Source organism: Geodermatophilus sp. SYSU D00698, from assembly GCF_054050335.1.
In genome coordinates this window covers 95,029-120,884 of the sequence record NZ_JBJGZD010000002.1, presented here as the reverse complement: position 1 = coordinate 120,884, position 25,856 = coordinate 95,029, and the positions used below count along the sequence as shown (strand labels likewise).

At 75.5% G+C, this 25,856-nt stretch carries 25 protein-coding genes and 2 tRNA genes; 16 read left to right on the top strand and 11 right to left on the bottom strand.

The window, feature by feature from the left end; genetic code table 11:
* Genes ACI8AB_RS02275 through ACI8AB_RS02260 form a run of 4 tightly spaced genes read right to left on the bottom strand, consistent with a single transcriptional unit; the run spans position 1 to position 4,718 of the window.
* Positions 1 to 1,521, bottom strand: a complete 1,521-nt coding sequence (locus ACI8AB_RS02275; protein WP_456948788.1) for a carboxyl transferase domain-containing protein — start codon at positions 1,519 to 1,521, stop codon at positions 1 to 3.
* Positions 1,518 to 2,696 (bottom strand): CaiB/BaiF CoA transferase family protein, encoded by a 1,179-nt coding sequence (locus ACI8AB_RS02270; RefSeq protein ID WP_456948787.1) that lies wholly within the window; start codon positions 2,694 to 2,696, stop codon positions 1,518 to 1,520. Before ACI8AB_RS02270 ends, ACI8AB_RS02275 begins: the two co-directional genes overlap by 4 nt.
* Before the next feature lie 20 nt (positions 2,697 to 2,716).
* Entirely contained in the window at positions 2,717 to 4,120 is a 1,404-nt protein-coding gene (locus tag ACI8AB_RS02265; RefSeq protein WP_456901656.1) for an SLC13 family permease, read from the bottom strand.
* Between the two features lie 4 nt (positions 4,121 to 4,124).
* Complete coding sequence (locus tag ACI8AB_RS02260; RefSeq protein WP_456901655.1) at positions 4,125 to 4,718, bottom strand: 5-formyltetrahydrofolate cyclo-ligase; 594 nt, start codon at positions 4,716 to 4,718, stop codon at positions 4,125 to 4,127.
* A gap of 57 nt (positions 4,719 to 4,775) precedes the next feature.
* On the opposite strand from ACI8AB_RS02260, the gene galU reads away from it, so the two are divergent.
* The 5 genes from galU (at position 4,776) to ACI8AB_RS02235 (ending at position 8,773) form a co-directional block, all read left to right on the top strand.
* Complete coding sequence (galU, locus tag ACI8AB_RS02255) at positions 4,776 to 5,693, top strand: UTP--glucose-1-phosphate uridylyltransferase GalU (protein WP_387987943.1); 918 nt, start codon at positions 4,776 to 4,778, stop codon at positions 5,691 to 5,693.
* Positions 5,694 to 5,724: 31 nt separating this feature from the next.
* On the top strand, positions 5,725 to 7,119 hold the full coding sequence (gene glp / locus ACI8AB_RS02250) for a molybdotransferase-like divisome protein Glp (protein ID WP_456901654.1): 1,395 nt from the start codon (positions 5,725 to 5,727) through the stop codon (positions 7,117 to 7,119).
* 1 nt (position 7,120) lies between these two features.
* Positions 7,121 to 7,738, top strand: coding sequence for a GNAT family N-acetyltransferase (locus tag ACI8AB_RS02245; protein ID WP_456948935.1), 618 nt, complete (start codon positions 7,121 to 7,123; stop codon positions 7,736 to 7,738).
* Between the two features lie 189 nt (positions 7,739 to 7,927).
* Positions 7,928 to 8,626, top strand: a complete 699-nt coding sequence (sepX, locus tag ACI8AB_RS02240) for a divisome protein SepX/GlpR (RefSeq protein WP_456948786.1) — start codon at positions 7,928 to 7,930, stop codon at positions 8,624 to 8,626.
* 73 nt (positions 8,627 to 8,699) lie between these two features.
* Positions 8,700 to 8,773 (top strand) — tRNA-Ala (locus ACI8AB_RS02235).
* A gap of 76 nt (positions 8,774 to 8,849) precedes the next feature.
* Here ACI8AB_RS02235 and ACI8AB_RS02230 read toward each other — a convergent pair.
* The 4 genes from ACI8AB_RS02230 to ACI8AB_RS02215 all read right to left on the bottom strand — a co-directional run bounded on the left by ACI8AB_RS02230 (position 8,850) and on the right by ACI8AB_RS02215 (position 11,727).
* A complete protein-coding gene (locus tag ACI8AB_RS02230) occupies positions 8,850 to 9,644 on the bottom strand; it encodes an ArsR/SmtB family transcription factor (RefSeq protein WP_456948785.1) in 795 nt (264 codons plus the stop codon).
* A 78-nt stretch (positions 9,645 to 9,722) separates the two neighbouring features.
* A complete protein-coding gene (locus tag ACI8AB_RS02225; RefSeq protein ID WP_456948784.1) occupies positions 9,723 to 9,974 on the bottom strand; it encodes a hypothetical protein in 252 nt (83 codons plus the stop codon).
* The gene (locus tag ACI8AB_RS02220) at positions 9,971 to 10,150 is read right to left on the bottom strand and encodes a hypothetical protein (protein ID WP_456948783.1); all 180 of its coding nucleotides are present in this window, start codon (positions 10,148 to 10,150) and stop codon (positions 9,971 to 9,973) included. The genes ACI8AB_RS02225 and ACI8AB_RS02220 overlap by 4 nt, the downstream gene beginning before the upstream one ends.
* Before the next feature lie 44 nt (positions 10,151 to 10,194).
* The gene (locus ACI8AB_RS02215; RefSeq protein ID WP_456948782.1) at positions 10,195 to 11,727 is read right to left on the bottom strand and encodes a dolichyl-phosphate-mannose--protein mannosyltransferase; all 1,533 of its coding nucleotides are present in this window, start codon (positions 11,725 to 11,727) and stop codon (positions 10,195 to 10,197) included.
* Positions 11,728 to 11,781: 54 nt separating this feature from the next.
* Between ACI8AB_RS02215 and rsmI the strand changes: the two genes are divergently transcribed.
* On the top strand, positions 11,782 to 12,618 hold the full coding sequence (rsmI, locus tag ACI8AB_RS02210) for a 16S rRNA (cytidine(1402)-2'-O)-methyltransferase (RefSeq protein WP_456948781.1): 837 nt from the start codon (positions 11,782 to 11,784) through the stop codon (positions 12,616 to 12,618).
* A gap of 126 nt (positions 12,619 to 12,744) precedes the next feature.
* A complete protein-coding gene (locus tag ACI8AB_RS02205; RefSeq protein ID WP_456948780.1) occupies positions 12,745 to 13,653 on the top strand; it encodes an endonuclease domain-containing protein in 909 nt (302 codons plus the stop codon).
* A gap of 38 nt (positions 13,654 to 13,691) precedes the next feature.
* Here ACI8AB_RS02205 and corA read toward each other — a convergent pair whose 3' ends face one another.
* Positions 13,692 to 14,786 carry a magnesium/cobalt transporter CorA gene (gene corA, locus ACI8AB_RS02200; RefSeq protein ID WP_456948779.1) on the bottom strand — a complete coding sequence of 365 codons (1,095 nt, stop codon included), beginning with the start codon at positions 14,784 to 14,786 and terminating at the stop codon, positions 13,692 to 13,694.
* A 121-nt stretch (positions 14,787 to 14,907) separates the two neighbouring features.
* Between corA and ACI8AB_RS02195 the strand changes: the two genes are divergently transcribed.
* The 8 genes from ACI8AB_RS02195 to ACI8AB_RS02160 all read left to right on the top strand — a co-directional run bounded on the left by ACI8AB_RS02195 (position 14,908) and on the right by ACI8AB_RS02160 (position 23,950).
* Positions 14,908 to 16,404: an amino acid permease gene (locus ACI8AB_RS02195; RefSeq protein WP_387987934.1), complete on the top strand. Its 1,497-nt coding sequence runs from the start codon at positions 14,908 to 14,910 to the stop codon at positions 16,402 to 16,404.
* Positions 16,405 to 16,505: 101 nt separating this feature from the next.
* A complete protein-coding gene (locus tag ACI8AB_RS02190; RefSeq protein ID WP_456948778.1) occupies positions 16,506 to 17,117 on the top strand; it encodes a hypothetical protein in 612 nt (203 codons plus the stop codon).
* 36 nt (positions 17,118 to 17,153) lie between these two features.
* Positions 17,154 to 18,950, top strand: coding sequence for a methionine--tRNA ligase (gene metG, locus ACI8AB_RS02185; RefSeq protein ID WP_456948777.1), 1,797 nt, complete (start codon positions 17,154 to 17,156; stop codon positions 18,948 to 18,950).
* Complete coding sequence (locus tag ACI8AB_RS02180) at positions 18,947 to 19,837, top strand: TatD family hydrolase (protein ID WP_456948776.1); 891 nt, start codon at positions 18,947 to 18,949, stop codon at positions 19,835 to 19,837. The genes metG and ACI8AB_RS02180 overlap by 4 nt, the downstream gene beginning before the upstream one ends.
* 27 nt (positions 19,838 to 19,864) lie before the next feature.
* A complete protein-coding gene (locus tag ACI8AB_RS02175) occupies positions 19,865 to 20,704 on the top strand; it encodes a hypothetical protein (RefSeq protein WP_456948775.1) in 840 nt (279 codons plus the stop codon).
* A 322-nt stretch (positions 20,705 to 21,026) separates the two neighbouring features.
* Entirely contained in the window at positions 21,027 to 22,118 is a 1,092-nt protein-coding gene (locus ACI8AB_RS02170; RefSeq protein WP_387987929.1) for a transglycosylase family protein, read from the top strand.
* Between the two features lie 156 nt (positions 22,119 to 22,274).
* Complete coding sequence (gene rsmA / locus ACI8AB_RS02165) at positions 22,275 to 22,994, top strand: 16S rRNA (adenine(1518)-N(6)/adenine(1519)-N(6))-dimethyltransferase RsmA (RefSeq protein WP_456948774.1); 720 nt, start codon at positions 22,275 to 22,277, stop codon at positions 22,992 to 22,994.
* Positions 22,991 to 23,950, top strand: coding sequence for a 4-(cytidine 5'-diphospho)-2-C-methyl-D-erythritol kinase (locus ACI8AB_RS02160; RefSeq protein WP_456948773.1), 960 nt, complete (start codon positions 22,991 to 22,993; stop codon positions 23,948 to 23,950). Before rsmA ends, ACI8AB_RS02160 begins: the two co-directional genes overlap by 4 nt.
* 3 nt (positions 23,951 to 23,953) lie before the next feature.
* Here ACI8AB_RS02160 and ACI8AB_RS02155 read toward each other — a convergent pair whose 3' ends face one another.
* The gene (locus ACI8AB_RS02155; RefSeq protein ID WP_456948772.1) at positions 23,954 to 24,541 is read right to left on the bottom strand and encodes a TetR family transcriptional regulator; all 588 of its coding nucleotides are present in this window, start codon (positions 24,539 to 24,541) and stop codon (positions 23,954 to 23,956) included.
* A 29-nt stretch (positions 24,542 to 24,570) separates the two neighbouring features.
* A complete protein-coding gene (locus tag ACI8AB_RS02150; RefSeq protein WP_456948771.1) occupies positions 24,571 to 25,560 on the bottom strand; it encodes an acyl-CoA desaturase in 990 nt (329 codons plus the stop codon).
* Positions 25,561 to 25,746: 186 nt separating this feature from the next.
* On the opposite strand from ACI8AB_RS02150, the gene ACI8AB_RS02145 reads away from it, so the two are divergent.
* A tRNA-Gln gene (locus ACI8AB_RS02145) sits at positions 25,747 to 25,819 on the top strand.
* Positions 25,820 to 25,856 lie beyond the last annotated feature (37 nt).

Sequence of the window (25,856 nt, the reverse complement as noted above, 5' to 3'; positions counted from 1 at the left end):
TCAGCGCCCCAGCCGGCGGTAGCGGTGCAGGCGGCTGCGGTGCCGCTCGGCGTCGTCGCGGCCGAGCAGCCCGGCCAGCTCCTCGCCGAGCACCCGGCCCAGCCGGCGGCAGAACTCGACCGGCTCGTCGGCGGCGTCGGGCCGCTCGGGCACCACGCGGTCGACGATCCCGGCCCGCCACAGGTCGGTCGCCCGCACGCCCTGCGCGGCGGCCATCTCCGGCGCCCGGTCGACGGTGCGGTGCACGATCGCCGCGGCGCCTTCCGGCGGCAGCGGGCCCAGCCAGCCGTTGGCCGCGGCGAGCACCCGGTCGGCGGGCACCAGCGCCAGCGCGCCGCCGCCGGTGCCCTGGCCGAGCAGCACCGCGAGCGTCGGGGCCTTGAGCGTCACCAGGTCCTCGAGGCAACGGGCGATCTCCGCGGCCAGCCCGCCCTCCTCGGCCTCCACCGACAGCGCCGCGCCCGGCGTGTCGATGAGCGTCACCAGCGGCAGGTGCAGCTCGGCGGCCAGCCGCATGCCGCGCCGGGCCTCGCGCAGCGCCGCCGGACCCAGCGGCGCCGACAGCGACTGCCCGCGCCGGTCCTGCCCGAGGACGACGCACGGCGCGCCGCCGAAGCGGCCCAGCGCCAGCAGCAGGCCGGGGTCCTTCTCGCCGGCACCGGTGCCCGAGAGCCCGACGACGTCGGTGGCCGCCGTCCGCAGCAGCCGCCGCACGCCCGGCCGGTCGGGCCGCCGGGACGCGGTGACGACGTCCCACGCGCTGCGGCCGTCCTCCGGGTCGTCGTCCTCGGTGCCGTCCTCCGGTGTCGGGCGCTCCGCCTCCCGCACGTCGGCGTGCCAGGTGCGCCGGGCCGACAGCACCGACAGCGCCCGGTCGGCGAGGTCGGCGACGTCCTCGTGCGGCACGACGGCGTCGATGAGCCCGCGCCGGGCGAGGTGGTCGGCGGTCTGCACGCCCGACGGGAACGGCTCGCCGTAGAGCGCCTCGTACACCCGCGGGCCGAGGAAGCCGACCGCCGCGCCGGGCTCGGCGATGGTCACGTGCCCCAGCGACCCCCACGAGGCGAGCACCCCGCCGAAGGTGGGGTCGCGCAGGTAGACCAGGTAGGGCAGGCCCGCGGCCTTGTGCCGGGCGATCGCCGCGGTGATGCCGACCATCTGCAGGAACGCGACGGTGCCCTCCTGCATCCGGGTGCCGCCGGACACCGGCGCGGCCAGCAGCGGCAGGCCCTCCTCGGTGGCCCGCTCGATCCCGGCGACCAGCCGCTCGGCCGTGGCCACCCCGATCGAGCCGGCGAGGAAGCCGAACTCCCCGGCGAGGACGGCCACCCGCCGGCCGCGCAGCCGGCCCTCGCCGGTGACGACGGCCTCGTCCTGGCGGCTGCGCTCGGCCGCGGCGCGCAGCTCGGCGGCGTACCGCGGGTCGACGTCGCGGGGGCCGATCGGCGCGTCCCAGCTCGTCCAGGAGCCGGGGTCGAGGACCAGGTCGCGCAGGGAGCGGGCGTCCAGCCTCCGCGTCACTGCGCCAGCCAGGCGCGGACCGCCTCGTCCGACCCGCCGAGCACCGGGGGAGCGGCGTGGTCGCGGCGGGTGGTCTCGGTCTCGCCGTCGGGACCCGCGGCGAAGAAGCGCAGCGGCGGGCCGGGCAGCTGCAGCCGGCCGAGGGTGGCGTGCTCGACGTCGACCAGCAGGCCCTGCGAGAGGGTCTGCTCCCAGCCGTAGACCTCGTCGATCGTGCGCACCTTGCCCGCCGGGACGCCGGCGGCGGCCAGCCGGGCCAGCAGCGTCGCGGCGTCGACGTCGGCGAAGGCGCGCTCGAGCAGCTCGATGACCTGCTGCCGGTTGCCCACCCGCTCGCCGTTGGTGGCCAGGCCCGGCGCCTCGGGGTCCAGGTCGAACTCGGCGCACAGCCGCCGCCACAGCGACTCCGACCCGCAGGACAGCTGGACGCTGCCGCCCTTGCAGTGGAACAGGCCGTACGGGGCGATCGAGGGGTGGTGGTTGCCCTGCGCGCGGCCGACCTGCCCGCCCACCGTCCACGCCGTCCCCTGGAAGGCGTGCACGCCGACGACGGCGGCCAGCAGCGACGTGCGCACCACCTGGCCGCGGCCGGTCCGCTCCCGCTCGTGCAGCGCGGCGAGCACGCCGTAGGCGCCGTACATGCCGGCCAGCAGGTCGCCGATCGGGACGCCGACGCGCTGCGGGTCGTCCGGGCGGGGGCCGGTCAGCGACATCAGCCCGGCCTCGCCCTGCGCGATCTGGTCGTAGCCGGCGCGGCCGCCCTCGGGGCCGTCGTGGCCGAAGCCCGAGATCGACAGGGTGACCAGCCGCGGGTTGAGCTCGGCGAGCACGGCGGTGCCGAAGCCGAGGCGCTCGAGCGTGCCGGGGCGGAAGTTCTCCATCAGCACGTCGGCCCGGCGGACGAGCTCGCGCAGCAGCTCCTTGTCGCCCTCGTCCTTCAGGTCGAGGGTCACCGACTCCTTGTTGCGGTTGGCCGACAGGAAGTACGTCGACTCCCGGTCGCCGGCCTCGGGCTGCACGAACGGCGGCCCCCACCCGCGGGTGTCGTCCCCGCCGCCGGGGTTCTCCACCTTGATCACCCGGGCGCCGAGGTCGCCGAGCATCATCGCGGCGTGCGGCCCGGCCAGCGCGCGCGTCAGGTCGACGACGAGCACGCCGTCCAGTGGTCCGGTCACGAGCCCTCTCCCGTCGGGGTCTAGAGCCAGCCGGGGACCACGAAGACCAGCCAGGCGAGGAACGGCCCGGCGGCCACGACGATCCCGGCGTAGGCCAGCATCTGCTTGTAGAAGCGGTCCCGGTCCACCCCCTGCGCGTTGGCCAGGACCAGCGCGCCGTTGGTCGAGAACGGGCTGACGTCGACGATCGTCGACGACACGGACAACGCCACCACGACCCCGACGGCGCCGATGTCCCCCGACTGCAGGAACGGCACCGCCAGTGCGATGGCGACGCCGATGATCGCGGTCGACGACGCGAACGCCGACACCACCCCTCCGATGTAGCAGAGCAGCAGCGCGATCAGCAGCGGGATCCCGAGGCCGATGACGGCCTCGCCGACGTAGTCGATCGTGCCGGCCTCCTGCAGCACGAACACGAAGGTGAGCACGCCGGCGATCAGCAGCACCGTCGACCAGCTGATCTGGCTGACCGCGCCCTTGTGCCGGGCGGCGGCGAACAGCGCGAGCACGGTGGCCACGGTGATCGACACGAAGCCGATGTCGAGGTCGAACACCAGCGCGAGGACGGCGACGGTCACCAGCCCGACCAGCGTGAGCACCTGGTCGAAGGTGACCGGCTGCGGGGCGGTCGCGCCGTCGTCCGGACCCTCGCCGGTGCCGTCGCCGCCGCCGGTGGTGTCGGGGCCGACGGCGGGGCCGGGAGGAGCGCCGTGCCCGCTGGCCACCGGCTCCTCGGCGCGCTCGGCGTGCGTGGGCACCGCCGTACCCACCCGGCGGCCGAGCAGCCGGCGCCCGCCGAACACGAGGAAGAGCACCACGCCGATCGCGAGGTTGAAGAACAGGCTGCCCAGGAAGACCGCGCCGGGGCTGGAGGGCAGCCCCTCGGCGTCGACGATCTCGTTGACGGTGACGCCGTAGACGCTGATCGGCGAGAAGCCGCCGCCCTGCGCGCCGTGGACGACCATCATCCCCATGAGCAGCGGGTTGATGTCGTAGCGCGAGGCGAACCCCAGCGCGATCGGCGCGACGATCGCCACCGCGGCGGGGGAGAGCGCGCCGATCGCGGTGAGCAGCGCGGTGACGGCGAACATGATCCACGGGATCGCCGCCACGTAGCCGCCGACCAGCCGCACGGCCCCGCGCACCAGCAGGTCGACCGTGCCGTTGTTCTGCGCGATCGCGAACAGGTAGGTGACGCCGATCAGCGTGACGACGAGCTCGGCCGGGAAGCCGGCGAGGATGTCGTCGGTGGTCAGCCCGACCGACAGCGTGCCCACGAGGAAGGCCGCGACGAACGCCAGCGCTCCCATGTTGATGGGCAGGAACGTGGCGATCGCGAAGATGGCGACCAGCGCCAGGATCGTGACGATCTCCGGGGACACGGGGAGCTCCTCGACGTCGGCGCTGACGGGTCGACCCACCGTGTCACCTACCGGCCGGTATCTCCTGCCAGCCGCCGGAGGGGGTGACGACGGCGGTCACCGGGCGGTCGTGCTCCAGGGCCGGCAGCCGGTCGACCAGCTCGTCGTCGAAGACCAGCGCCGCGACGACCGCGCCGGGGCGGGCGTGCTGCAGCGCGCGGTCGTAGTAGCCGCCGCCCCGGCCCAGCCGCACGCCGGTGCGGTCCACCGCCAGGGCCGGGACGACGACCACCTCCGCCGTCCCCAGCGCCGTCGGCCCCAGCCGCGGGCCCACCGGCTCCAGCAGCCCGAAGCGGCCCGGCGCCAGCCGGCCGGTGTCGACCGCCCAGCGCAGCTCGGCGCCGCTGTCCGGGACCACCGGCAGGAGCACCCGGGTCCCGAGCTGGGTGAACACCGCGGGCAGCCGCCCGTGGCCGGGCTCGGTCTCGTCGGGCACGAAGGCGGCCAGCAGCCGGACCCCGGCCAGGCGCTGGAGGAGCGCCGCGGCGACCGCGGCGGCCGCGGCGGCGCGCTCGGCGGCGGGACGGGCCCGGCGGCGGGCGGCGACCGCCTCGCGCAGCGCGGCCTTGGTCGCGTCGCCGTCCTGCGCGGAGGTCACCCGCGAAGGTTAGAGGCGGGGGACCGGGCCGCGGCCGGCTGGATAGGCTCCCACCCCATGTCGACCCCGACGCCGCGTCCGGCGCGCAAGGCCGTCATCCCCGTCGCGGGGATGGGGACCAGGTTCCTCCCCGCCACCAAGGCGGTGCCCAAGGAGCTGCTGCCCGTCGTGGACCGGCCGGCGCTGCAGTACATCGTCGAGGAGGCCGCCCGGGCCGGCCTCGCCGAGGTGCTCATGGTCACCGGCCGCAACAAGGCGGCGATCGAGGACTTCTTCGACCGCACCCCCGAGCTCGAGACCGCGCTGGAGAAGAAGGGCGACGCCGACCGGCTGGCCGCCGTCCACGAGTCCACCGAGGTCGCCCAGGTGCACTTCGTCCGGCAGGGCGAGGCGCGCGGGCTGGGCCACGCGGTGCTCCAGGCGGCCGCCTTCGTCGGCGACGAGCCCTTCGCCGTCCTGCTCGGCGACGACCTGATCGACGCCCGCGACCACCTGCTCGAGCAGATGCTCGCCGTCCAGGCCGAGCACGGCGGCTCGGTGATCGCCCTGCTCGACGTCGGCCGGGAGAACATCGACAAGTACGGCGCGGTCGCGGTCGAGCCGGGCTCGTCCGACGGCGTGGTGACGGTGACCGGCCTGGTGGAGAAGCCGCCGGTCGACGAGGCGCCGAGCAGCCTGGCGATCATCGGCCGCTACGTGCTCGCCCCCGAGGTGTTCGAGGTGCTGCGCGAGACCGCGCCCGGCCGCGGCGGGGAGATCCAGCTGACCGACGCGCTGGCCACGCTGGTCGAGCGCGGCGAGCCGCTGCACGGCGTGGTCTTCGACGGCCGCCGCTACGACACCGGCGACAAGCTCGACTACCTCAAGGCGGTCATCCGGCTGGCCGCCGAGCGCGAGGACCTCGGTCCCGCGCTGCGCTCCTGGCTGACCGAGTTCGTCGCCGACCTGCCCGCCGAGGGCGCGTCGCAGGCCTGACCCGCTCCCCGCAGGGGGGACGATCACAGCGATGAGCGAGAACGGCACGCCCGGGGCGCGGGACACCACGGCGCTGGACCTCCGCAGCGGGGCCACCCTCGACCCGCCGACGTCCTCGCGGTTGCCGGTGCACACCACCGCCGCGATCGGCCCCGACGCGGCGCTCCCGGCCCCGCCGGCGGCCGCCGAGCCCGAGACGCCGGCGCAGCGCACCGTCGAGACGCACCTGGACGAGATCCTCGCCGCGGTGCCGCAGCCGGAGCCGATCGAGCTGGCCGTCCTCGACGCCCAGGGCCTGCTCTGCGCCGAGGAGGTGGTCAGCGCCCGCGCGCTGCCCGCCTTCGACCAGGCCGCGCTCGACGGCTACGCCGTCCGGGCCGAGGACGTCGCCGCGGCCACCCCGGACGTGCCGGTGGAGCTGGCCGTGGTGGGGGAGACCGTCGCCGGCGCCGCGGGCCCGACCGCGCTCGCGCCGGGGCTGGCGCAGAAGGTGGGCGCCGGCGCGATGCTGCCCACCGGTGCCGACGTCGTCGTCCCGGCCGTGTGGACCGACGGCGGGCTGGTCCGGGTGCAGGTGCACGGCGCGCCCGAGGCCGGCAGCTACGTCCGGCGGGCCGGCGACGACGTCTCGCCCGGCACCGTCGCCGTCCGCACCGGCACACCGATCGGCCCGGCGCAGATCAGCCTGCTCGCCGCCGTCGGGCGGGACCGGGTGCAGGTCCGGCCCCGGCCGCGGGTCGCCGTCCTGTCCGCCGGCAGCGAGCTGGTCGACATCACCGCCCAGCCCACGCCCGGTCAGGTGGTCGACGTCAACACCTACGCTCTGGCCGCGGCCGCCCGCGACGCCGGGGCGGCCGCCTACCGCTGGGGGATCCTGCCCACCGACCGGCGCCGGCTGACCGAGGTGCTCGAGAGCCAGCTGCTGCGCAGCGACCTGGTGCTCATCGCCGGCACCTTCGCCGCCGAGGGCGACCTGGTGCAGGAGGTCCTCGCGGAGCTGGGCCCGATGCGCTTCCGTCAGGTGACGATGCACCCGGGACCGGTGCAGGGCTTCGGCCGGCTGGGCCGGGACGAGGTCCCGGTCATCTGCGTGCCCGGCGAGCCGGTGGCCGCGCTGGTGTCCTTCGAGGTCTTCGTGCGCCCGGCGATCCGCTCGATGCTGGGCAAGCGGCAGCTGTTCCGCCGCACCGTGCAGGCGATCTCGGCCGAGCGGCTGGTCTCGCCGCTGGGGTACCGGCAGTACCTGCACGGCCAGGTCATGCGCCACCCCGACGGCGGCTACGTCGTCGAGCCGCTCGGCGACGGCGACGAGGCGATGCTCGCCCGGATGGCGCGGGCCAACTGCCTCGTCGTCGTCGACGAGGACGTCACCGAGGTCGCCGAGGGCGGGCTCGTGACGGTCATGCCGCTGCTGCTGGGCGGCTGAGCTGGACCCGGCGCAGCACCCGGGCTGGCCCGCCCGCCTCGCCCACGGCCCGGTCGAGCTCCACCCGCTCCGCCGCGGCGACGCCGCCGAGTGGAGCCGGCTGCGGCTGGCCAACGAGTCCTGGCTGCGGCCCTGGGAGCCCTCGGCGGGGGTGGCCTGGTCGGTGCGGCACACCCCGGCGGCCTACCGCGCGATGCGCCGCTCGGTCGCCCGCCGCGCCCGGGCCGGGGCGGCGATGCCGTTCGCCGTCCGGGTGGACGGGCAGCTGGCCGGGCAGGTCACCGTGGACAACGTCGTGCGCGGCGCGCTGCGGTCGGGGTCGCTGGGCTACTGGATCGACCGGGAGGTGGCCGGGCGGGGCGTGGCCTCGCTCGCCGTGGCGCTGGTCTGCGACCACGCGTTCGGCCCCGGCGGGCTGCACCGGCTGCAGGCCGACATCCGCCCGGAGAACGGGCCGAGCCAGCGGCTGGTCGAGCGGCTGGGGTTCCGCCGGGAGGGGCTGCTGCGCCGGTACCTCGACATCGACGGCGACTGGCGCGACCACCTCGCGTACGCGCTGCTGGTCGAGGACGTGCCGCAGGGCGTGCTCGGGCTCTGGGCCTCCCGCGCACCTCGCTGACGCGTCGACATTCCATTCACGCTTCGTGAGCAGTCGACCACGAATCGACGCGCCGCTTGGCGAATCCCTTCCGTCACACGACCACTCGCGCGACACGCCCAGGAACCTCCCTCTAGCTGGGGATTCGCGTGCATAACCTGCCGCGGCAAGTGACTCGTGTGACGGGTGGTGTTCTCGATGGGGTCAGGCGTGCTTCTCGCCGCGCTGGTCGTGCTGTGGTTCGTCGTGCTGGTGCCGATGGTGGTGACCCGCGGCGACTCCTCGGCGACGCGCGCGGAGGTCACCCGGGGCCGGACGCTGCAGCGCCGGCGCGTGGGTGACCCGGTCCGCTCGGCGGAGACCGAGCGGGTGGCGGTGGACCGCGACCTGCTGCGGCAGACCGGCGAGCTGCGGATCGACGTGCACGCCGTGCGGCGGCGCACGCTGGCCGGGCTGCTGGCGCTGACGCTGCTGGCGCTGGTCGGCGCGCTGACCCTCACCCCGTGGCTGTGGGTGGCCCAGGGGGTGCTCGACGTCGCGCTGGTCGGCTACCTCGTGGTGCTGCGCGCCGCCGTGCGCCGGGAGCGGGCCGCCGCCCGCCGGGCCGCCCGCACCGCCGCCCGCTCGGCCGCGCGGCCGGCCCCCCGGCCCGCGCCGAAGCCGGCGCCCCGGGTGGTCGAGCCGCTGGTCGCCGAGCCGGTGCTGGTCGACGAGCCGCTGCACCCGACGGTCGGCCTGCCGCACCCGAGCCTGCCGCTCGCGCCGGTGCACCCGCTGCGCCCGGCCCGCGTGGTGGCCGCCCGCCCGGTGCCGGCCGGCTGGCAGGACAGCGCCGTCGTCGGCCTGGACGACGACGACATCGGCTTCGCCGACATCGACCTGTACCAGCCGCGCGTGGTCAACGGCTGAGGCGCCGGCCCCCCGGGTGTCACCCCGCTGGTGGCGCCCGGGGTGGCGGGCGGTAGTCTTGGGCCCGCAGTCAGGGGCTGTAGCGCAGTCCGGTAGCGCACCTCGTTCGCATCGAGGGGGTCAGGGGTTCAAATCCCCTCAGCTCCACCCAGACCGCACCACCGCCGACGCCGTCGGGGCACCCGCCCCGGCGGCGTCCGCCGTTCCGGGACCCGGACGACGGTCAGGCGGGCGTCGGCGCCATCTCCCACGGCGCCGCGGGCAGCACCTCGCCGGTCTCCAGCAGCGACTTGAGGTTGGCGCACACGGCCGGCCAGCCCTGGGAGACCTGGCCCAGCTCGGTCTCCCCGGCGAGGTTCTCGTGCGTCACCGTCAGCCTGACGATGCCGCCGTGCTCCTCGACGAGGAACGTCACCACCGAGTCCCCGCCCGGCGGCTCCTCCCCGTCGGCCTCCCCGAAGGTCATCACCAGGCGCCGCGGGGGATCGGTCTCGAGCACCCGGCCGCCGGCGTCGGCGATCCCCGATCCGTCGGTGCGCCGGTGCTCCCAGCGCGAGCCGGGCTGCCAGTCCGAGACGTTCGCGTGGCCCCAGAAGCGGGCCGTGAGGTCGGCGTCGGTCAGGGCGTGCCAGACCTGCGCGGCCGAGGCGCGGACGTACGTGACGTAGACGTAGGTGGGGACCCGCTCGCTCATGGCGTGCTCCTCTGCTGCGGTGCGGATGGCGGACAGCGCCTGCAGGCGCGGCCGGTCGAACGCCGCGATCCACCGCCGCTCGATCTCGGCGATCGGGACCGGGTTGAGGAAGTGCAGCCGCTCCCGGCCGCGGCGGACCGCGGTGACCAGCCCCGCGGAGACGAGGACGTCGAGGTGCTGCGTGGCCGACTGGCGCGCCATGCCGGTGCCCGCGCACAGCTCGCCGAGCGTCTGCCCGTCACGCTCCCGCAGGCGGTCCAGCAGGAGTCGCCGGGTGCGGTCGGCCAGCGCCTTGAAGACGGCGTCCTCGCCTCCGGGCTGCACGCCGCCGATCGTGCAGGCATCTACCTGCACGTGTCAACGCGCACGGACTTGCTGGATCCGGCGGCGGAGCTCACCGGGTCACCTCCGGGGTGGGTTCGTGTCGGCGCAGTGCTCCGGCGAGACGGTCGAGGGCCGGCAGCGCGTCGGCGACGCGGCGGACCCGTCGGGGGAGAGGGCGGCCAGGGCGGCGTCCACGCGCCGGGCGCGGCGCCGTGCCAGGCGGCCGGCACCCTCGGCGGTGAGGCCGAGCAGGACGACCCGTGCGTCGGCGGGGTCACCGCCGCGGCGCACCAGGCCCTGCGCGGCCGGGCGCGCGGCGAGGGCGCTCATCGAGGGCTGGGTGGCGCCCTCGGCGGCGGCGGGCTCGGTGACCCGGGTGGGCCCCGGCGCTCGAGGCGCGACAGCGTCGCCGCGGCGGTGCGGGACAGGCCGTCGTCGGGGTCGGTGAGGACGCCGAGCCGCAGGACGACGTCGGCGAGCCGGTCGTCGAAGGTCGGGGCGCTCACGCATTCAGTTGTACGCCCCAACTATCTGTCGCGGTGCGGGCCCCTCAGAACCACGACGGGAACCACATCCGCAGCAGCCAGTCGGCGTGCGACAGCGGGCGCCCGGTGAGTACCGGGTAGAAGAAGACGAAGGTGCCGGCCACCACGGCGACGTAGCCGCTGACCGCGGCCAGACCGGCGCTGCGCCGCCACTCCGGAGCGCCCGGGCGGCCGAGGACGTCCTGCAGCACCAGGGTCACGGCCAGCACGAAGAACGGCAGCACCGGCGCCGTGTAGAAGACGAACATCGTGCGCTCGGGGTTGAGGAACCAGGTGCCCCAGCCGGCGGCGACCGTGACGGCGACCAGCAGCGCGGCCGGGTCGCGGCGGGCGACGACCCGCCAGAGCGTCCAGGCCAGCGCGGGCGCGAACGCCAGCCACAGCGTCGGCGTCCCGACCATGAGGATGTAGCGGACCACCTGGTGGCCCGCGGCGTCGGTGAGGCCCTGCGGGTTCCACAGCAGGATCGGCCGGCCGTTCACCAGCCAGGTCCAGGGGCCCGACTCCCACGGGTGCGGCGTGGACAGGCCGTTGTGGAAGGTCCACCACTCGGCGTGCATGTGCCACCAGGAGCGCAGCACGTCGGGGATCCACGGGAACGCCGTCTCCGGGTTGCGCTGCGCCCACCAGCGCCCCTGCGCCGTCTCGCCGAGGAACCACCCGGCGAAGCTCGCGACGTAGGTGAGCACCGGGACGGCGGCCAGCGCCCAGGTCGCGCCGGGCAGGCCGCGGCGCAGCGCCGTCGCCGTCGGCCTCGGGACCCCGGCCTCCCGCCACGCCTGCCGGTCCCACCACAGCGACAGCACGGCGCAGAACGCCAGGAACCAGATGCCGCTCCACTTCACCGAGCAGGCGCAGCCGAAGAGGAACCCGGCGGCGATCCGCCAGCCCCGCGGACCGAGGCGGAACCCGGTGGCCGGGACCGGCCGCGAACCGGCGACCCGGGCGCGCACCCGCTCGCGGTCGACCACCAGGCAGGCGACCGCGGCCAGCACGAGCACCTGCAGGAAGACGTCGAGCAGGCCGATGCGGGAGACGGTGAACGCGAAGCCGTCCAGCGCCAGCAGCAGCCCGGCGACCAGGCCGAGCAGCGTGGAGCCGGTCAGCCGCCGGGCCAGCCGGGTGAGCAGGACGACGGCGAGCGCGCCGGCCACCGCCGAGGGGAACCGCCAGCCCAGGCTCGTGTAGCCGAACACCTGCTCGCCGGCGGCGATCAGCCACTTGCCCAGCGGCGGGTGGACGATGAACGTGTAGCCGCGGTTGTACTCGTGGCCCCAGACCAGCAGGTCGTGCGCCTCGGGCGGGTAGTAGGCCTCGTCGAACAGCAGCGTGTCGGGGTAGCTGATGCCGACCAGCCGGCTGACCAGCGTCGCGACGCCGAGCACCGCGGCCAGGACCCACGACAGCAGCCGGTCGCCGGGCAGCGGCGGGACGCGGTCCACCCGCGGCCGGGGTGCCGGCCAGCGGCGTGCGGGACGGGCGGGGACGTCGTCCGGCGGGTCCCCGGCGCCCGTGCGCTCGGGAGCCAGGACCGCCATGCGCCTCAGGGTATGTGGGACGGCGGTGCGCCCCGGCGTGACAGGCTCGTCGTCGTGACCGGACGGCTCGTGCTCGGTGGTGCGCCCCTCGGCCAGCCCGGCGACGTCGGCCCGCGGCTGCGGCGGGTCATGGCCGAGGCCGACGTGCTCGCCGTCGAGGACACCCGCCGGCTGCACCGGCTGGCCACCGACCTCGAGGTCTCGCTCACCGGGCGGGTGGTCACCTTCCACGAGTCGGTGGAGCGCCAGCGGCTGCCCGGGCTGATGGCGGCGCTCGCCGACGGCGCGACCGTCCTGCTGCTCACCGACGCCGGCATGCCCTCGGTCTCCGACCCCGGGTACACGCTGGTGCGGGCCGCGATCGACGCCGGCGTGGAGGTCACCTCGGTGCCCGGGCCGTCCGCGGTGACGACGGCGCTGGCGGTGTCGGGGTTGCCGGTCGACCGGTTCTGCTTCGAGGGGTTCCTGCCGCGGAAGGCGGGGGAGCGGCGGTCGCGCCTGGCCTCGCTGGCCGACGAGCGCCGCACGATGGTCTTCTTCGAGTCGCCGCACCGGCTGGCCGAGGCGCTGACCGACTGCGCGGCCGCGTTCGGCGACTCCCGGCCGGCCGCGGTGTGCCGGGAGCTGACCAAGACGCACGAGGAGGTCCGGCGCGGGCCGCTGTCCGCGCTGGCGGAGTGGGCCGCCGACGGCGTGCGCGGGGAGATCACCCTCGTCGTCGCGGGAGCCACGCCGGAGCCGGTGTCGCTGTCGCCCGCCGAGCTGGCCGCGCTGGTGGCGGGGGAGGAGGCCGCGGGCGCCACCCGCAAGGACGCCATCCGCGCCGTCGTCACCCGCACCGGCCTGCCCCGCCGCACCGTCTACGACGCCGTCGTCGCCGCCAAGCCCTGAGGCCGCGGGGCGCGAGTGTGCGCCCGCCGGGGTCACGGGAGGTCCTGAGACCCCGACGAGCGCACGGTCGCGCCGGCCTGTGGACGACGCCGGCGAGCGGGTCCCCGGGTGCGGCACCGTGCGGCCGTGTCCCGTCCGCCGGTGCAGCCACCCGACCTCGTCGGTCGGCCCTTCCGCGGCACGGCGGCGGTGGCCCGGGGGCTGCTCACCCCCGAGCAGCTCCGTAGCAGCGCGTGGCGTCGGCTGTTCCGGGACGTCTACGTGCACCGCGACGTCCCACTGACCCACGAGGTGCGCGTGGCCGGGGCGGCGTTGCTGCTGCCCGGTGCCGTGGTGTCGGGCAGGAGCGCGGCAGTGCTCTGGGGCGTCGACCTCGCCGGGGCCCCCGACGACGTCGAGCTCACGCTGCCCCCGGGGCGGCACCCGGTCCGCGCGGCCGGCCTGCGCGTGCGCCGGGCGCGGCTGGTCCGGGAGGACGTCGTGCGCCGGCGGGGCGTCCCGGTGACCGTGCCGGAGGCCACCGCCCTCGAGCTGGCCGCGCGCCTCGAGGGGGACGAGGCGGTGGTGGCGGTCGACCGCCTGCTGGCCTCGGGTTTCGTCGACCTGGCGCCGCTGCGTGCCCGGGCGGCGGTGGCGACCGGCCGGGGCAGTGCGCGGGCGCGGGCGGTGTGCGCCCTGGCGGACGAGCGGGCGGAGTCCCCGCAGGAGACGCGGGTCCGGTTGCTGGTCGTCCGGAGCGGTCTGCCGGTGCCCGTCCCGCAGTACTCCGTGCGCGTGGACGGGCGGTTCGTCGCGCGCGTCGACCTCGGCTGGCCCGAACTCCGGGTCGCGGTCGAGTACGACGGCCGCTGGCACGCCGAGCCCGGTCAGTTCGCCCGCGACCGGCGGCGGCTCAACGCCCTGCAGGCAGCGGGGTGGACCGTCGTCTTCGTGACCGCCGAGGACCTCCACCGCCCCGACGAGCTCCTCGCCCGCATCAGGGGGGCGCTCGCGGCCGCGAGAGTGCGCCGGACGGGCTCATCGGGGCGCCCGTGACCCCGATCAGTGCACTCCGGGCCGGCCGCCGGGCGGGGTCAGAGCCAGCCGTTGCGCTTGAAGCCGCGGTAGAGCAGGGAGCAGGTCACGAGGATGACCAGCCAGACCATCGCGTAGCCCCAGCGCCAGTGCAGCTCGGGCATGTGCTCGAAGTTCATCCCGTAGATCCCGGCGATCGCGGTCGGGACCGCCACGATGGCCGCCCACGCCGAGATCTTCCGCATGTCCTCGTTGTCCGCCATCGACGTCCGCGCGAGCGAGGCCTGCAGGATCGACGACAGCAGCTCGTCGAGCCCGGCCACCTGGTCGCGCACCCGGATCGCGTGGTCGAGGACGTCGCGGAAGTAGGACCGCATCGGCTGCGGGACCGACTCGACCTGCCGCTCGGCCAGCTTGTGCAGCGGCACCTCCAGCGGCCCGACCGCCCGCCGCAGCGACATGAGCTCGCGCTTGAGCTGGTACAGCCGGCCGATGTCGTCGGTGCGCTCGGGGCTGAACACCGACGCCTCCAGCTCGTCGACGTCGTCCTGCACATGCTCGGCGACGTCGACGAAGGTGTCGACGACGTGGTCGGCCACCGCGTACAGCACCGCCGACGGGCCCAGGCACAGCAGGTCGCGCTGCTCCTCCAGCCGCTGCCGCAGCTCGGTCAGGTCGTTGTGGTCGCCGTGCCGCACGGTGATCACGTGGCGCGGGCCGACGAACACCATGACCTCGCCGGTGTCGACCACCTCGCTGGTCGCGGTCAGCTGCTCGTGCTCCACGTAGCGCGCCGTCTTGAGCACCATGAACAGGTCGTCGTCGTAGCGCTCCAGTTTGGGCCGCTGGTGGGCGTAGACGGCGTCCTCGACGGCGAGCGGGTGAAGCCCGTAGCGCTCGGCGATCGCGCCGAGCTCCGCCTCGGTCGGCTCGCACAGCCCGAGCCAGACGAAGCCGTCCCGCTCGACGGCGGCCTCCAGCGCCACCATCGGGTCCACCGGCGGCTCCCGGCGTCCCTGCACGTAGACGGCGCAGTCGACGATCGCGTCGACGCCCGCCGACCGCGTCGTCACCGGCCGCGGCGCCCCGGCCGGCCGCGGCCGCGTGGTCGGCACGAACGGCCCGGGAGGGGCGTCCTCCCGCTGGTCGGTCACCGGTGGGCCTCCTCCCGTCCCGCCGCCGCGACGGGGCGACAGCAGCGTAGGCGTGCGGGCTCGCGGCCCTCGTGCCACGCTGCCCGTGGGGCCGCCGCCGGTACCACCCGAGGAGGACGCCGTGGCCGCAGACTCGCGCCGGGTCAAGTCCGTCGAGGAGTCCATCCGCGACACCGACGAACCCGAACACCGGCTCAAGAAGAACCTCTCCGGCCTGGACCTGGCGGTCTTCGGCGTCGGGGTGATCATCGGCACGGGCATCTTCGTGCTCACCGGTGTGGTCGCGCGCAACCAGGCCGGACCCGCGGTGGCGGTCTCCTTCGTCGTCGCGGGCGTCGTCTGCGGGCTGGCCGCGCTCTGCTACGCCGAGTTCGCCTCCACCGTCCCGGTGGCCGGCTCGGCGTACACCTTCTCCTACGCGACCTTCGGCGAGTTCGTCGCCTGGATCATCGGCTGGGACCTCGTCCTCGAGCTGGCGCTGGGAGCGGCCACGGTGGCCGTGGGCTGGTCGGGGTACCTCAACCAGCTCCTGGACGACGTCGGCCTGGCGCTCCCGACGTCGATCGCGGGGGAGACGGCGTCGTTCAACGTCCCGGCGATCGTGATCGTGCTGGCGATGACCGCCGTCCTGGTGCTCGGCATCAAGCTGTCCTCGCGGGTCACCGCGGTGATCGTGGCCATCAAGCTGGCCGTCGTCCTGCTGGTGATCGTGGTCGGCGCGTTCTACCTCGTCGCCGACAACTACTCGCCGTTCGTGCCGCCCGCCGAGAACGCGGCCGACGGCGGCGAGAGCTGGCTGGACACCCCGCTGATCTCGGTGCTCACCGGCTTCAGCCAGGGCACCTTCGGCTGGGGCGGCGTCCTGGCCGGCGCGGCCATCGTGTTCTTCGCCTTCATCGGCTTCGACATCGTGGCCACCGCCGCCGAGGAGACCCGCAACCCGGCGCGCGACCTGCCCCGCGGCATCATCGGCTCGCTGGCCATCTGCACGCTGCTCTACGTCGCCGTGTCGCTGGTGGTCGTCGGCATGCAGAACTACACGGAGCTCAGCGAGAGCGCGCCGCTCGCCGGGGCGTTCGCCGCGAACGGGCTCACCTTCTTCTCCAGCATCATCTCGCTGGGTGCGCTCGCCGGGCTGACGTCCGTGGTGATGATCCTGATGCTCGGCCAGTCGCGGGTGCTGTTCGCGATGAGCCGCGACGCGCTGCTGCCGCGGTCGATCGGGACCGTGCACCCGCGGTACGGCACGCCCTACAAGATCACCATCGGCACCGGGATCGTCGTCGCCGTCCTGGCCGGGCTGGTGCCGCTCTCCGAGCTGGCCGAGCTGGTGAACATCGGGACCCTGTTCGCCTTCTTCCTCGTCTCCATCGGCGTGTGGATCCTGCGGCGCACCCGCCCGGAGCTGCCCCGCTCGTTCCGCGTGCCCCTGGTGCCGCTGCTGCCGATCGTCTCGGCGCTGGCCAGCCTGTGGCTCATGGCCAACCTGCCCACCGAGACCTGGCTGCGGTTCCTCGTGTGGATGGCCGTCGGCGTCGTCATGTACTTCGTCTACGGACGGCAACGCAGCCGCTTCGCCACCGGCTCGGCGCGGGCGGGGACCGGCAAGCGCCTCTGACGCTCACCCCGGGGGGTGAGGAGCGCTCCGCCGTCCCTCCTGCGCCGGCCCGCGCGGGACGACCTGACCGGTGACCGACGTCCCCGGCCAGGAGCAGACCCGTGGCGACCAGCGTCCTCGACGCACCCCTCCCCGCACCCGCACCGTCCGCGCCCCGGCGGTGGCCGGCGGCCGTGCTCGCGCTGGCCGCCGTCTGCGGGCTGGAGGCCGCGGCGCTGCTCGCGGCCGGGCTGACCGGGCTCGACGGGTTGTTCGCCGCCGCGTCGCGGCCGCCGGCGCCGGTCGTCGTCGTGGTGCTCGGCGGGTTGGCCGGCTGGATCGTGCTGTGCGCGGGCAGCGGCCTGGCGGCCCTCGAGGGCGGACGGCGTCTCGCGAACGGCCTGGCCTGCGCGGAGATCGTGGGCGTGGCGGCCCTGTTCGCCGTCAGCCTGGTCACCCCGCTGGTCGGCGACCTGCCGACGACGCTGCCGCTGCCGGCCGTCGCGCTGCTCGCGCTGGCGGTGCCGGTCGGCAAGCTGCTGCTCACCTCGGCGCCGGCCACCCTCGCCTGGGCCGCCGCGGTCCCGCCGCGCACCCGCCCGGCCGCCCCGGCGCGCCACCCGCGGCTGCGCGTGGCCACCGTCGCGGTGATCGGCGTCGCCCTCGGCGCCGTCGCGCTGAGCACGCCCGTCGCCGGCGAGCTCCCGCCCGCGAGCACCGTCGCCGGTCACTGACCGGGCGGGTGGCTGCCGCTCACTACGCTCGGTGTCGTGAGTGATCGGCACATCCTGACCGCCGTGGCCTGGCCCTACGCCAACGGCCCGCGGCACATCGGCCACGTCTCCGGCTTCGGCGTCCCCTCCGACGTCTTCAGCCGCTACCACCGCATGGCCGGGGACCGCGTCCTCATGGTCAGCGGCACCGACGAGCACGGCACGCCGATCACCGTCGCCGCCGACGCGGAGGGGGTGAGCCCCCGCGAGATCGCCGACCGGAACAACCGGCTGATCGTGGGCGACCTGCAGGCCCTCGGCCTGTCCTACGACCTGTTCACCCGCACCACCACGGTCAACCACGCCCGGGTCAGCCAGGAGATCTTCCTCGGCCTGCTCAAGAACGGGTACGTCTTCCCGCAGACGACGCTCGGCGCGATCAGCCCGTCCACCGGCCGCACGCTGCCCGACCGCTACATCGAGGGCACCTGCCCGATCTGCGGCTACGACGGCGCCCGCGGCGACCAGTGCGACAACTGCGGCAACCAGCTCGACCCCACCGACCTGATCAACCCGGTCAGCCGGATCAACGGCGAGACGCCGCGCTTCGTCGAGAGCGAGCACTACTTCCTCGACCTGCCCGCCTTCACCCGGTCCCTCGGCGACTGGCTCGACAGCCGCCGGGGCTGGCGGCCCAACGTGCTCAACTTCGCCAAGAACCTGCTCGAGGACCTCAAGCCGCGCAGCTACACCCGCGACATCGACTGGGGCGTGCCGATCCCGCTCGACGGCTGGCGCGACCGGCCCGACAAGCGCATCTACGTCTGGTTCGACGCCGTCGTCGGCTACCTGTCGGCGTCCATCGAGTGGGCCCGCCGGTCCGGGGACCCCGACGCCTGGCGCCAGTGGTGGCAGTCGCCCGACGCCGACGCCTACTACTTCATGGGCAAGGACAACATCGTCTTCCACGCCGAGATCTGGCCCGCGCAGCTGCAGGGCTACAACGGCGAGGGCGACAGGGGCGGCAGCCCCGGCTCGCTGGGCCGGCTGGCGCTGCCCACCGAGGTGGTCTCCAGCGAGTTCCTGACCATGGAGGGCCGCAAGTTCTCCTCGTCGCGGCAGGTGGTCATCTACGTCCGCGACTTCCTCGCCCGCTACGACGCCGACGCGCTGCGCTACTTCGTCGCCGTCGCCGGCCCCGAGACGCAGGACACCGACTTCACCTGGGCGGAGTTCCTCCGGCGGAACAACGACGAGCTGGTCGCCGGCTGGGGCAACCTGGTCAACCGGACGGTGTCGATGGCGGCGAAGAACGTCGGCGCCGTCCCGACGCCGGGGGACCTGACCGACGCCGACCGCGCCCTGCTGGCCTCGACGTCGTCGGCGTTCGGGCCGATCGGCGACCTGCTGGCCCGCAACCGGCAGAAGGCGGCGGCCACCGAGGCGATGCGGGTGGTCGGCGAGGCGAACAAGTACCTGTCCGACCAGGCGCCGTGGAAGCTCAAGGAGGACCCGGCCCGCCGGGACACCGTGCTGCACACCGCGCTGCAGGCGGTCAGCGACTGCAACGCGCTGCTCACGCCGTTCCTCCCGCACTCGGCGCAGAAGGTGCACGAGCTGCTCGGCGGCACCGGCGTGTGGTCGCCGGCGCCGCGCGTCGAGGAGGTCACCGACCTCGACGACGGCTCGCCGTACCCGGTCATCACCGGCGACTACGGCGACGCGCAGGCGGTGTGGGCCTCCCGCCCGCTGCCGTCGGGCACGCCGCTGTCCCCGCCCACCCCGGTGTTCCGCAAGCTCGACGAGTCGATCGTGGCCGAGGAGCTGGCGCGGCTGGAGGACGGGACGAAGTGAGTCGCTCGGCCGCGTCCCGCGCCAACCGGCGGGGCGAGCCGCCGCCGTCCCCGGAGCCGCTGCCGGCCCCGGCGGTCGACAGCCACACCCACCTCGACATCGTCCTGAACGGCTTCCGCACCGACGAGCCCGCGGACGACGACGCGGTGGACGCCGAGATCGCCGCCGCGGCCGCCGTGGGGGTCCCGCGGCTGGTGCAGGTCGGCGTCGACGTGCCGTCCTCGCGGTGGTCGGCGGAGCTGGCGGCCCGGCACCCGGGTGTGCTGGCCGCCGTCGCCGTCCACCCCAACGAGGCCGGGGAGGGCGCGGCCGACGACGGCGTGCTGGCCGAGATCGACCGCCTGGCGGCGCTGCCACGGGTGCGGGCGGTGGGGGAGACCGGGCTGGACCGCTTCCGCACCGGCCCCGAGGGCTGGGCGGCGCAGGAGGCCTCCTTCCGGGCGCACGTCCGGATCGCCAAGGAGCACGGGGTCGCGCTGGTCGTCCACGACCGCGACGCGCACGAGGAGGTGCTGCGGGTCGTCGACGACGAGGGCGCGCCGGAGCACGTGGTCATGCACTGCTTCTCCGGCGACGCCGCGTTCGCGACGGCGTGCGTCGAGCGCGGTTTCGTGCTGTCCTTCGCCGGGACGCTCACCTTCGGCAACGCCGGCTACCTCCGCGAGGCCGCCGCCCTCACGCCGCTGGACCAGCTGCTCGTCGAGACCGACTCGCCCTTCCTCACGCCGGTGCCGCACCGTGGCCGGCCCAACGCCTCGCGCCTGGTGCCGCACACCGTCCGGGCGCTGGCCGAGGTCACCGGCGTGGAGGTCGCGCAGCTCTGCGACGCCCTGACCCGGAACGCAGAGCGGGTCTTCGGGACCTGGGAGACCGGCCGGGGCGACTGACCCCGTCGGCGTTGCACACTGGTCTGCGTGGGTCGCCTCATCGCCGTCGTGCTGTTCATCGCCGTCCTGGTGCCCGGCGTGCTGCTCGCCCGCGCGTGGGCCCTGGCCGCCGGCCGCCGCGCCGTCGCGTCGGCGGCGATCGACTTCGCCACGCCCACCCCCGGGGGTGTGGCGACGCTGCAGCGGCAGGCCCAGCACGGCCGCCGCGTCCGCCGGCTGGGGTTGCTGCTCGGCGTCGTGGGGATCGTCGCCAGCGTCGTGATGTTCGCCGAGGCGTCGGTGTTCCTCTGGCTGCCCGCTCTCGTCGTCGGCCTGCTCACCGGCGTGCTGCTCGCGGAGGCGACCCGTCCGCGGCCGCGCTGGCGGCTGTCCGACCCCGCCCGCCGGCCGCGGCGCGGCGAGCAGGTCTCGCCGTGGCTGCTGTGGACCACGCGCGCCGTCGTGCTCGCGGAGGTCGTCGTGACCGTCCTGATGTGGCAGCGCGGCGAGCTCGCCGACACCGTCGCCTGGGTCGCGCTCCTGGTCCCGCTCGTGGCGTGGCTGCTGGCCGAGACGGCGCTGCTGCGGGTCCTCGTCCGCCCGCTGCCGGCCGAGGGCGCCGACGTGCCGGTCGACGAGGCGCTGCGCACCTGGACCGCGCACCTGGTCACCGCGGCGACGAGCGTGCTCGCGCTGCTGCCCCTCGGCAGCCTGCTGCTGGTCGCCGGCATCGACCTCGGCGACCGGGTGACCGAGAACGTCGACCTGCTGCCGGTCGCGCTGGTCGCCGGTGGGTTCGCGAGCCTGGCCGCGGGCCTCGCCGTCGCCGGCTTCCTGCTCACCTGGCTGCGCCCGGTGCGGGCGAACGAGCGGGCGCTCGCCGGCTGAGGCCTGCTGTGCTGCCCGGCCGGGGTACCGGTCACACCGTGACGTCGGTCACCGGCTGACCTCACCCACCGCATCCGTCACCGCTGTCACGTGCGGCGCGTCCCTCACGGTTCGTGTCGGCGCGGCTGCATGTCGACGTGTCGTCCCTCTGGTTCACTTCCTGCGCACCGTTGCTAGACGTGGCGCACTCGTTATCGTGTCGTGACTGACAGCCGGGGTGGGATCGCCGGACGGCGTCCGACGGTCCCGGGAGCCCCCGTGCTGTCGGCTGCCGCTCGGGTGTGCGACCCCCTGCCCGGTCCCTCGACCCCGTGGAAGTGTCGTGCCCCGAACGCTGAAGCTCGCCCTGTTCGCCCTGGTCCTGCTCGGGCTGGTCGGCGGCTCCGTGGCCTGGTCCGCCGCGCAGAAGTCGCTCACGCTCACCGTCGACGGGCAGGCCCGCGAGGTCAGCACCCACGCCGACACCGTCGGGGAGGTCCTCGAGGAGGAGGGCCTGCGGACGCAGTCGCACGACGTCGTCCTCCCGCGCCCCGCGGCCGCGGTGGCCGACGGCGACACGGTCGTGGTCAACCGCGCCCGTCCGCTGCAGCTCACCGTCGACGGCGTCACCCGCGAGGTCTACGTGACCGCGCTGTCGGTGGACGAGGCGCTCGACCAGCTCGGCTACCGCGCCGAGGACATGGTGCTGTCGGCCAGCCGCAGCGAGCGGCTCCCGCTCGACGGCATGGCGTTGTCGATCACCACCCCGAAGGCCGTCACGCTCGTCGTCGACGGCGCCACCCGCGTGGTGACCACCACCGCCGCCACCGCCGGCGACCTGCTCGCCGAGCAGGGCGTGACCCTCGGCGAGCACGACCGGACCAGCCTGTTCGCGACCCAGCCGCTGCTCAACGCCATGCGGCTGCAGGTCTACCGTGTGCAGGTGACCGAGCAGGTGGTCACCGCCCCGATCCCGCACCAGACGGTGCGCACCGACGACCCGGAGGCCTTCGAGGGCGACGAGACCGTCACCCGGCCCGGCGTCGACGGGGAGCAGGCCACCACCTTCCGCGTGACCGTCACCGACGGCGTCGAGACCGCCCGCGAGCAGCTGAACACCACGGTCACCCGCCCGGCGGTCGACGAGCAGGTCAGCATCGGCACGAAGGAGCGCCCGGCCCCGGAGCCCTCCACCAGCGGCCTGGACTGGGACGCGCTGGCGCGGTGCGAGGCCGGCGGCAACTGGTCCATCAACACCGGCAACGGCTACTACGGCGGCCTGCAGTTCAACCAGAGCACCTGGCTGTCCAACGGCGGCGGCCAGTACGCCCAGTACCCGCACCAGGCCACCCGGGAGCAGCAGATCGACATCGGGGAGCGGCTCTACGCCGCCCGCGGCGCCTCGCCGTGGCCGCACTGCGGTCGCCACCTCTGACCCCTGGAGAACACCCCGCTGAGCACTCCTCACGAGCAGGCCGACGGGCTGCTGGGCCCGGCCGCGATCCGCGAGCTGGCCCAGCAGCTCGACCTGCGCCCCACCAAGACGCTGGGGCAGAACTTCCTGCACGACGCGAACACCATCCGCCGGATCGTGCGCACCGCCGAGCTGCGGCCCGACGACGTCGTCCTCGAGGTCGGGCCGGGCCTGGGCTCGCTGACCCTCGGGCTGCTGCCGGCCGCCGCCGCGGTCACCGCCGTCGAGATCGACCCGCGGCTGGCCGCCCTCCTGCCGGCCACGGTGGCCGCCCGCCGGCCCGACCTCGCCGGCCGGCTGACCGTCGTCGAGGCCGACGCGCTGCGGGTGACCGAGCTGCCCGGGCCGCCTCCCACGGCGCTGGTGGCCAACCTCCCGTACAACGTGGCCGTGCCCGTCCTGCTGCACCTGCTCGAGCTGCTGCCCTCCCTGCGCCGGGCGCTGGTGCTCGTCCAGGCGGAGGTCGCCGAGCGGCTGGCGGCCCCGCCGGGCGGCGCCGTCTACGGCGTGCCGTCGGTGAAGGCGGCCTGGTACGGCACCGCCCGGCGGGCCGGCAACGTCGGCCGCCGTGTCTTCTGGCCCGAGCCCAACGTGGACTCCGGGCTCGTCGCGCTGGACCGGCACGACCCGCCGCCCGGCGACCGGGCCGCCACCTTCGCCGTCGTCGACGCCGCGTTCGCGATGCGCCGCAAGGGCCTGCGCGCGGCGCTGGCCCGCTGGGCCGGCAGCCCGGCCGCCGCCGAGGCCCGGCTGCGGGCGGCGGGCATCGACCCCGCGACCCGCGGCGAGCAGCTGTCGGTGGCCGACTTCGCCCGGCTGGCGGCGACCGCGCCGTGAGCTGGTCCTCCCCGGGCGGCCCCGGGCACACCCGCGGCGACGGCTCCGTGGCCGCGCACGCCCCCGCCAAGGTGAACGTGTCGCTGGCGGTCGGCCCGCTGCGCGAGGACGGCTTCCACGACCTGCAGACGGTCTACCTCGCCGTCTCCCTGCTGGACACGGTGACGGTGCGCCCCGGCGAGGGGCTGTCGGTGACGGTGACCGGCGAGGGCGCCGGTGGCCCCGACCCGGTGCCCACCGACCGGCGCAACCTCGTGTGGCGGGCCGCCGAGCTGCTCGCCGAGCACGCCGGGGTCGCCGCCGACGCCGCCATCGCCGTCGACAAGGCCATCCCGGCCGCCGCGGGGCTGGCCGGCGGCAGCGCCGACGCCGCGGCCGCGCTGGTGGCCCTCGACGCGCTGTGGGGGACCCGGGCCACCCGCGGTGACCTCACCGCGCTGGCCGCGCAGCTGGGCAGCGACGTGCCGTTCTCGCTGGCCGGCGGGGTCGCGCTCGGCAGTGGCCGCGGCGAGCGGCTCACCCCCGTCCTGGCCCGGCGGCCGTCGCACTGGGTGCTCGGCATCGCCGAGGGCGGGCTGTCGACGCCGGCCGTCTACGCCGAGCTCGACCGGCTGCGCGCCCAGGGCCGGGTGCCCGACGGCGCCGCGTTCCCCTCGCCCGAGCCGGTGGTGGCCGCCCTGCGCAGCGGCCCCGTGGACGCCCTCGCCGCGGCCCTGGCCAACGACCTGCAGGCGCCCGCCGTCTCGCTGCGCCCGGCGCTGCGCCGCGCCCTGCGGGGGGCCGTCGACGCCGGCGCCGCCGCCGCGGTGGTCAGCGGGTCGGGCCCGACCGTGGCCGCGCTGGCCCCCGACGAGGACGCGGCGGTGCGGCTGGCCGCCGTCCTGGCGGGGGAGGGCCTGTTCCGCACCGTCCGCGTGGTGCACGGGCCGGTGCCGGGGGCCCGCCTGGTCGGCTGAGCCTCAGTCGCCCCGGTGCCGCAGCGCCGGGTCGGGGTCCAGGTGCGCGAGCCCGTTGTAGGCGAGGTCCACCAGCCGGGCGGCCACCTCCGCCTTCCCCGGCGAGCGGGTCTCCAGCCACCAGTGGCCCACCTGCGCGACCATCCCGACCAGCGCCTGGCTGTAGAGCTCGGCCAGCCGCGGGTCGTGGCCGCGCGCGCCGAACTGCTCGCCGAGCGGGTGCTCGACCCGGCGGGCCAGCTCGCCGATCAGCGACGAGTACGAGCCGGGGGAGTCGCGGGAGAGCACGCGGAACCCGTCGGTGTCCTCCTCGACGTAGTCCAGCAGCGCCAGCGCCGCCCGCTCCAGCAGCGCCCGCGGGCTGCCGCCGGCGGCCAGGGCCGAGGTGAACCGCTCGAGCACCCGCGCCATCTCCCGGTCGACGACGGCGGCGTAGAGCCGCTCCTTGCCGCCGAAGTGCTCGTAGAGGACCGGCTTGCTCACGTCGGCGCGGGCGGCCAGCTCCTCGATCGAGGTGGCCGCGTAGCCGCGCTGCGCGAACACCTCCCGACCGACCGCCACCAGCTGCTCGCGCCGCTGGGAGCGGTCCATCCGCGCGCGTCGCCGGGGCGCGCCGGCGGTCAGGACGTCACGGCGCCGGCGGCCGGGACCCGCCGCTTGGCCGCCAGCCGGACCGGGTCGGGCCACTTGACCGAGTGCGCCCACCCGAGCTTCTCGAACACCCAGATGACCCGGGCGCTGATGTCGACCTGCCCGCGCAGCACGCCGTGCCGGGCGCAGGTCGGGTCGGCGTGGTGCAGGTTGTGCCAGGACTCGCCCGCGCTCAGGACCGCCAGTGGCCAGAAGTTGGTGGCGCGGTCCCGGGAGGCGAAGGGCCGGCTGCCCACCACGTGGCAGATCGAGTTGATCGACCAGGTCACGTGGTGCAGCAGCGCGACGCGCACCAGCCCGGCCCAGAAGAACGCCGTCCAGGCGCCGGTCCAGCTGCCGGTCACCAGGCCGCCGACCGCCGTCGGCACGGCCAGGCTGAGGAACGCCCAGAGGACGAACAGCCGGCTGGTGATCCGCAGGCCGCGGTCCTTGAGCAGGTCGGGGGCGTAGCGCTCGGCGTTGGTCTGGCGCCGGTCGAACAGCCAGCCGAGGTGGGCGTGCCACATGCCCTTGAGCAGCGCGCGGGTGTCGGTGCCGTACCGCCACGGCGAGTGCGGGTCGCCCTCGCGGTCGGAGAAGGCGTGGTGGCGGCGGTGGTCGGCCACCCACTGCACCACCGGGCCCTGCACGGCCATGCAGCCGACGACCGCCAGCGCGATCCGCAGCGGGCGGCGGGCCTTGAACGAGCCGTGCGTGAAGTACCGGTGGTAGCCGACGGTCACCCCGAGCAGGGTGAGGAAGTAGAAGCCGACGGCCAGGCCGACGTCGAGCCAGGACAGCCCCCAGCCCCATGCCGCCGGCACGACCGCCGCCAGCGCGAGGAACGGCACGACGACGAACGCGTAGAGCGTGACCTGCTCCAGGTGCCCCTTCTCCTTGCCCAGCGCGTTGGGCGGCAGGCCCTTGTCCGGGTCTGCGGGACGGAAGGCCGTCGGCCGGGTGAGGGAAGGGGCGGACACGTGGCCTCCAGGGGTCGTCCGTCGCGGGCCGCGGTTCGACGGCCGGCGGCTCCGGGGCCGTAACCTACGTCACCGTAGGGAGGGCCGCTCCCCGAGGGGACGACGCGGTCCGGGCGGCTCCCGTGCCCGCCTCGGACGCGCCCCCTAGGCTCGTCCCACGCGCTGCCGTGCGGAGACGGCGCGCGGTGGGGGATGGGGTAATCGGCAGCCCGCCGGCCTTTGGAGCCGGGAGGTCTCGGTTCGAGTCCGAGTCCCCCAGCGACGTCCCACCCGGTCCCACCCGTCGTCGAGGAGAT

Bases quoted from the DNA above. Each gene is read 5' to 3' on its own strand.
- ACI8AB_RS02155 (WP_456948772.1), bottom strand. From the start codon at position 24,541: ATGGACCGCTCCCAGCGGCGCGAGCAGCTGGTGGCGGTCGGTCGGGAG.
- ACI8AB_RS02225 (WP_456948784.1), bottom strand. From the start codon at position 9,974: ATGAGCGCCCTCGCCGCGCGCCCGGCCGCGCAGGGCCTGGTGCGCCGC.
- glp (WP_456901654.1), top strand. From the start codon at position 5,725: ATGAGCGAGAACGGCACGCCCGGGGCGCGGGACACCACGGCGCTGGAC.
- ACI8AB_RS02215 (WP_456948782.1), bottom strand. From the start codon at position 11,727: ATGGCGGTCCTGGCTCCCGAGCGCACGGGCGCCGGGGACCCGCCGGAC.
- galU (WP_387987943.1), top strand. From the start codon at position 4,776: ATGTCGACCCCGACGCCGCGTCCGGCGCGCAAGGCCGTCATCCCCGTC.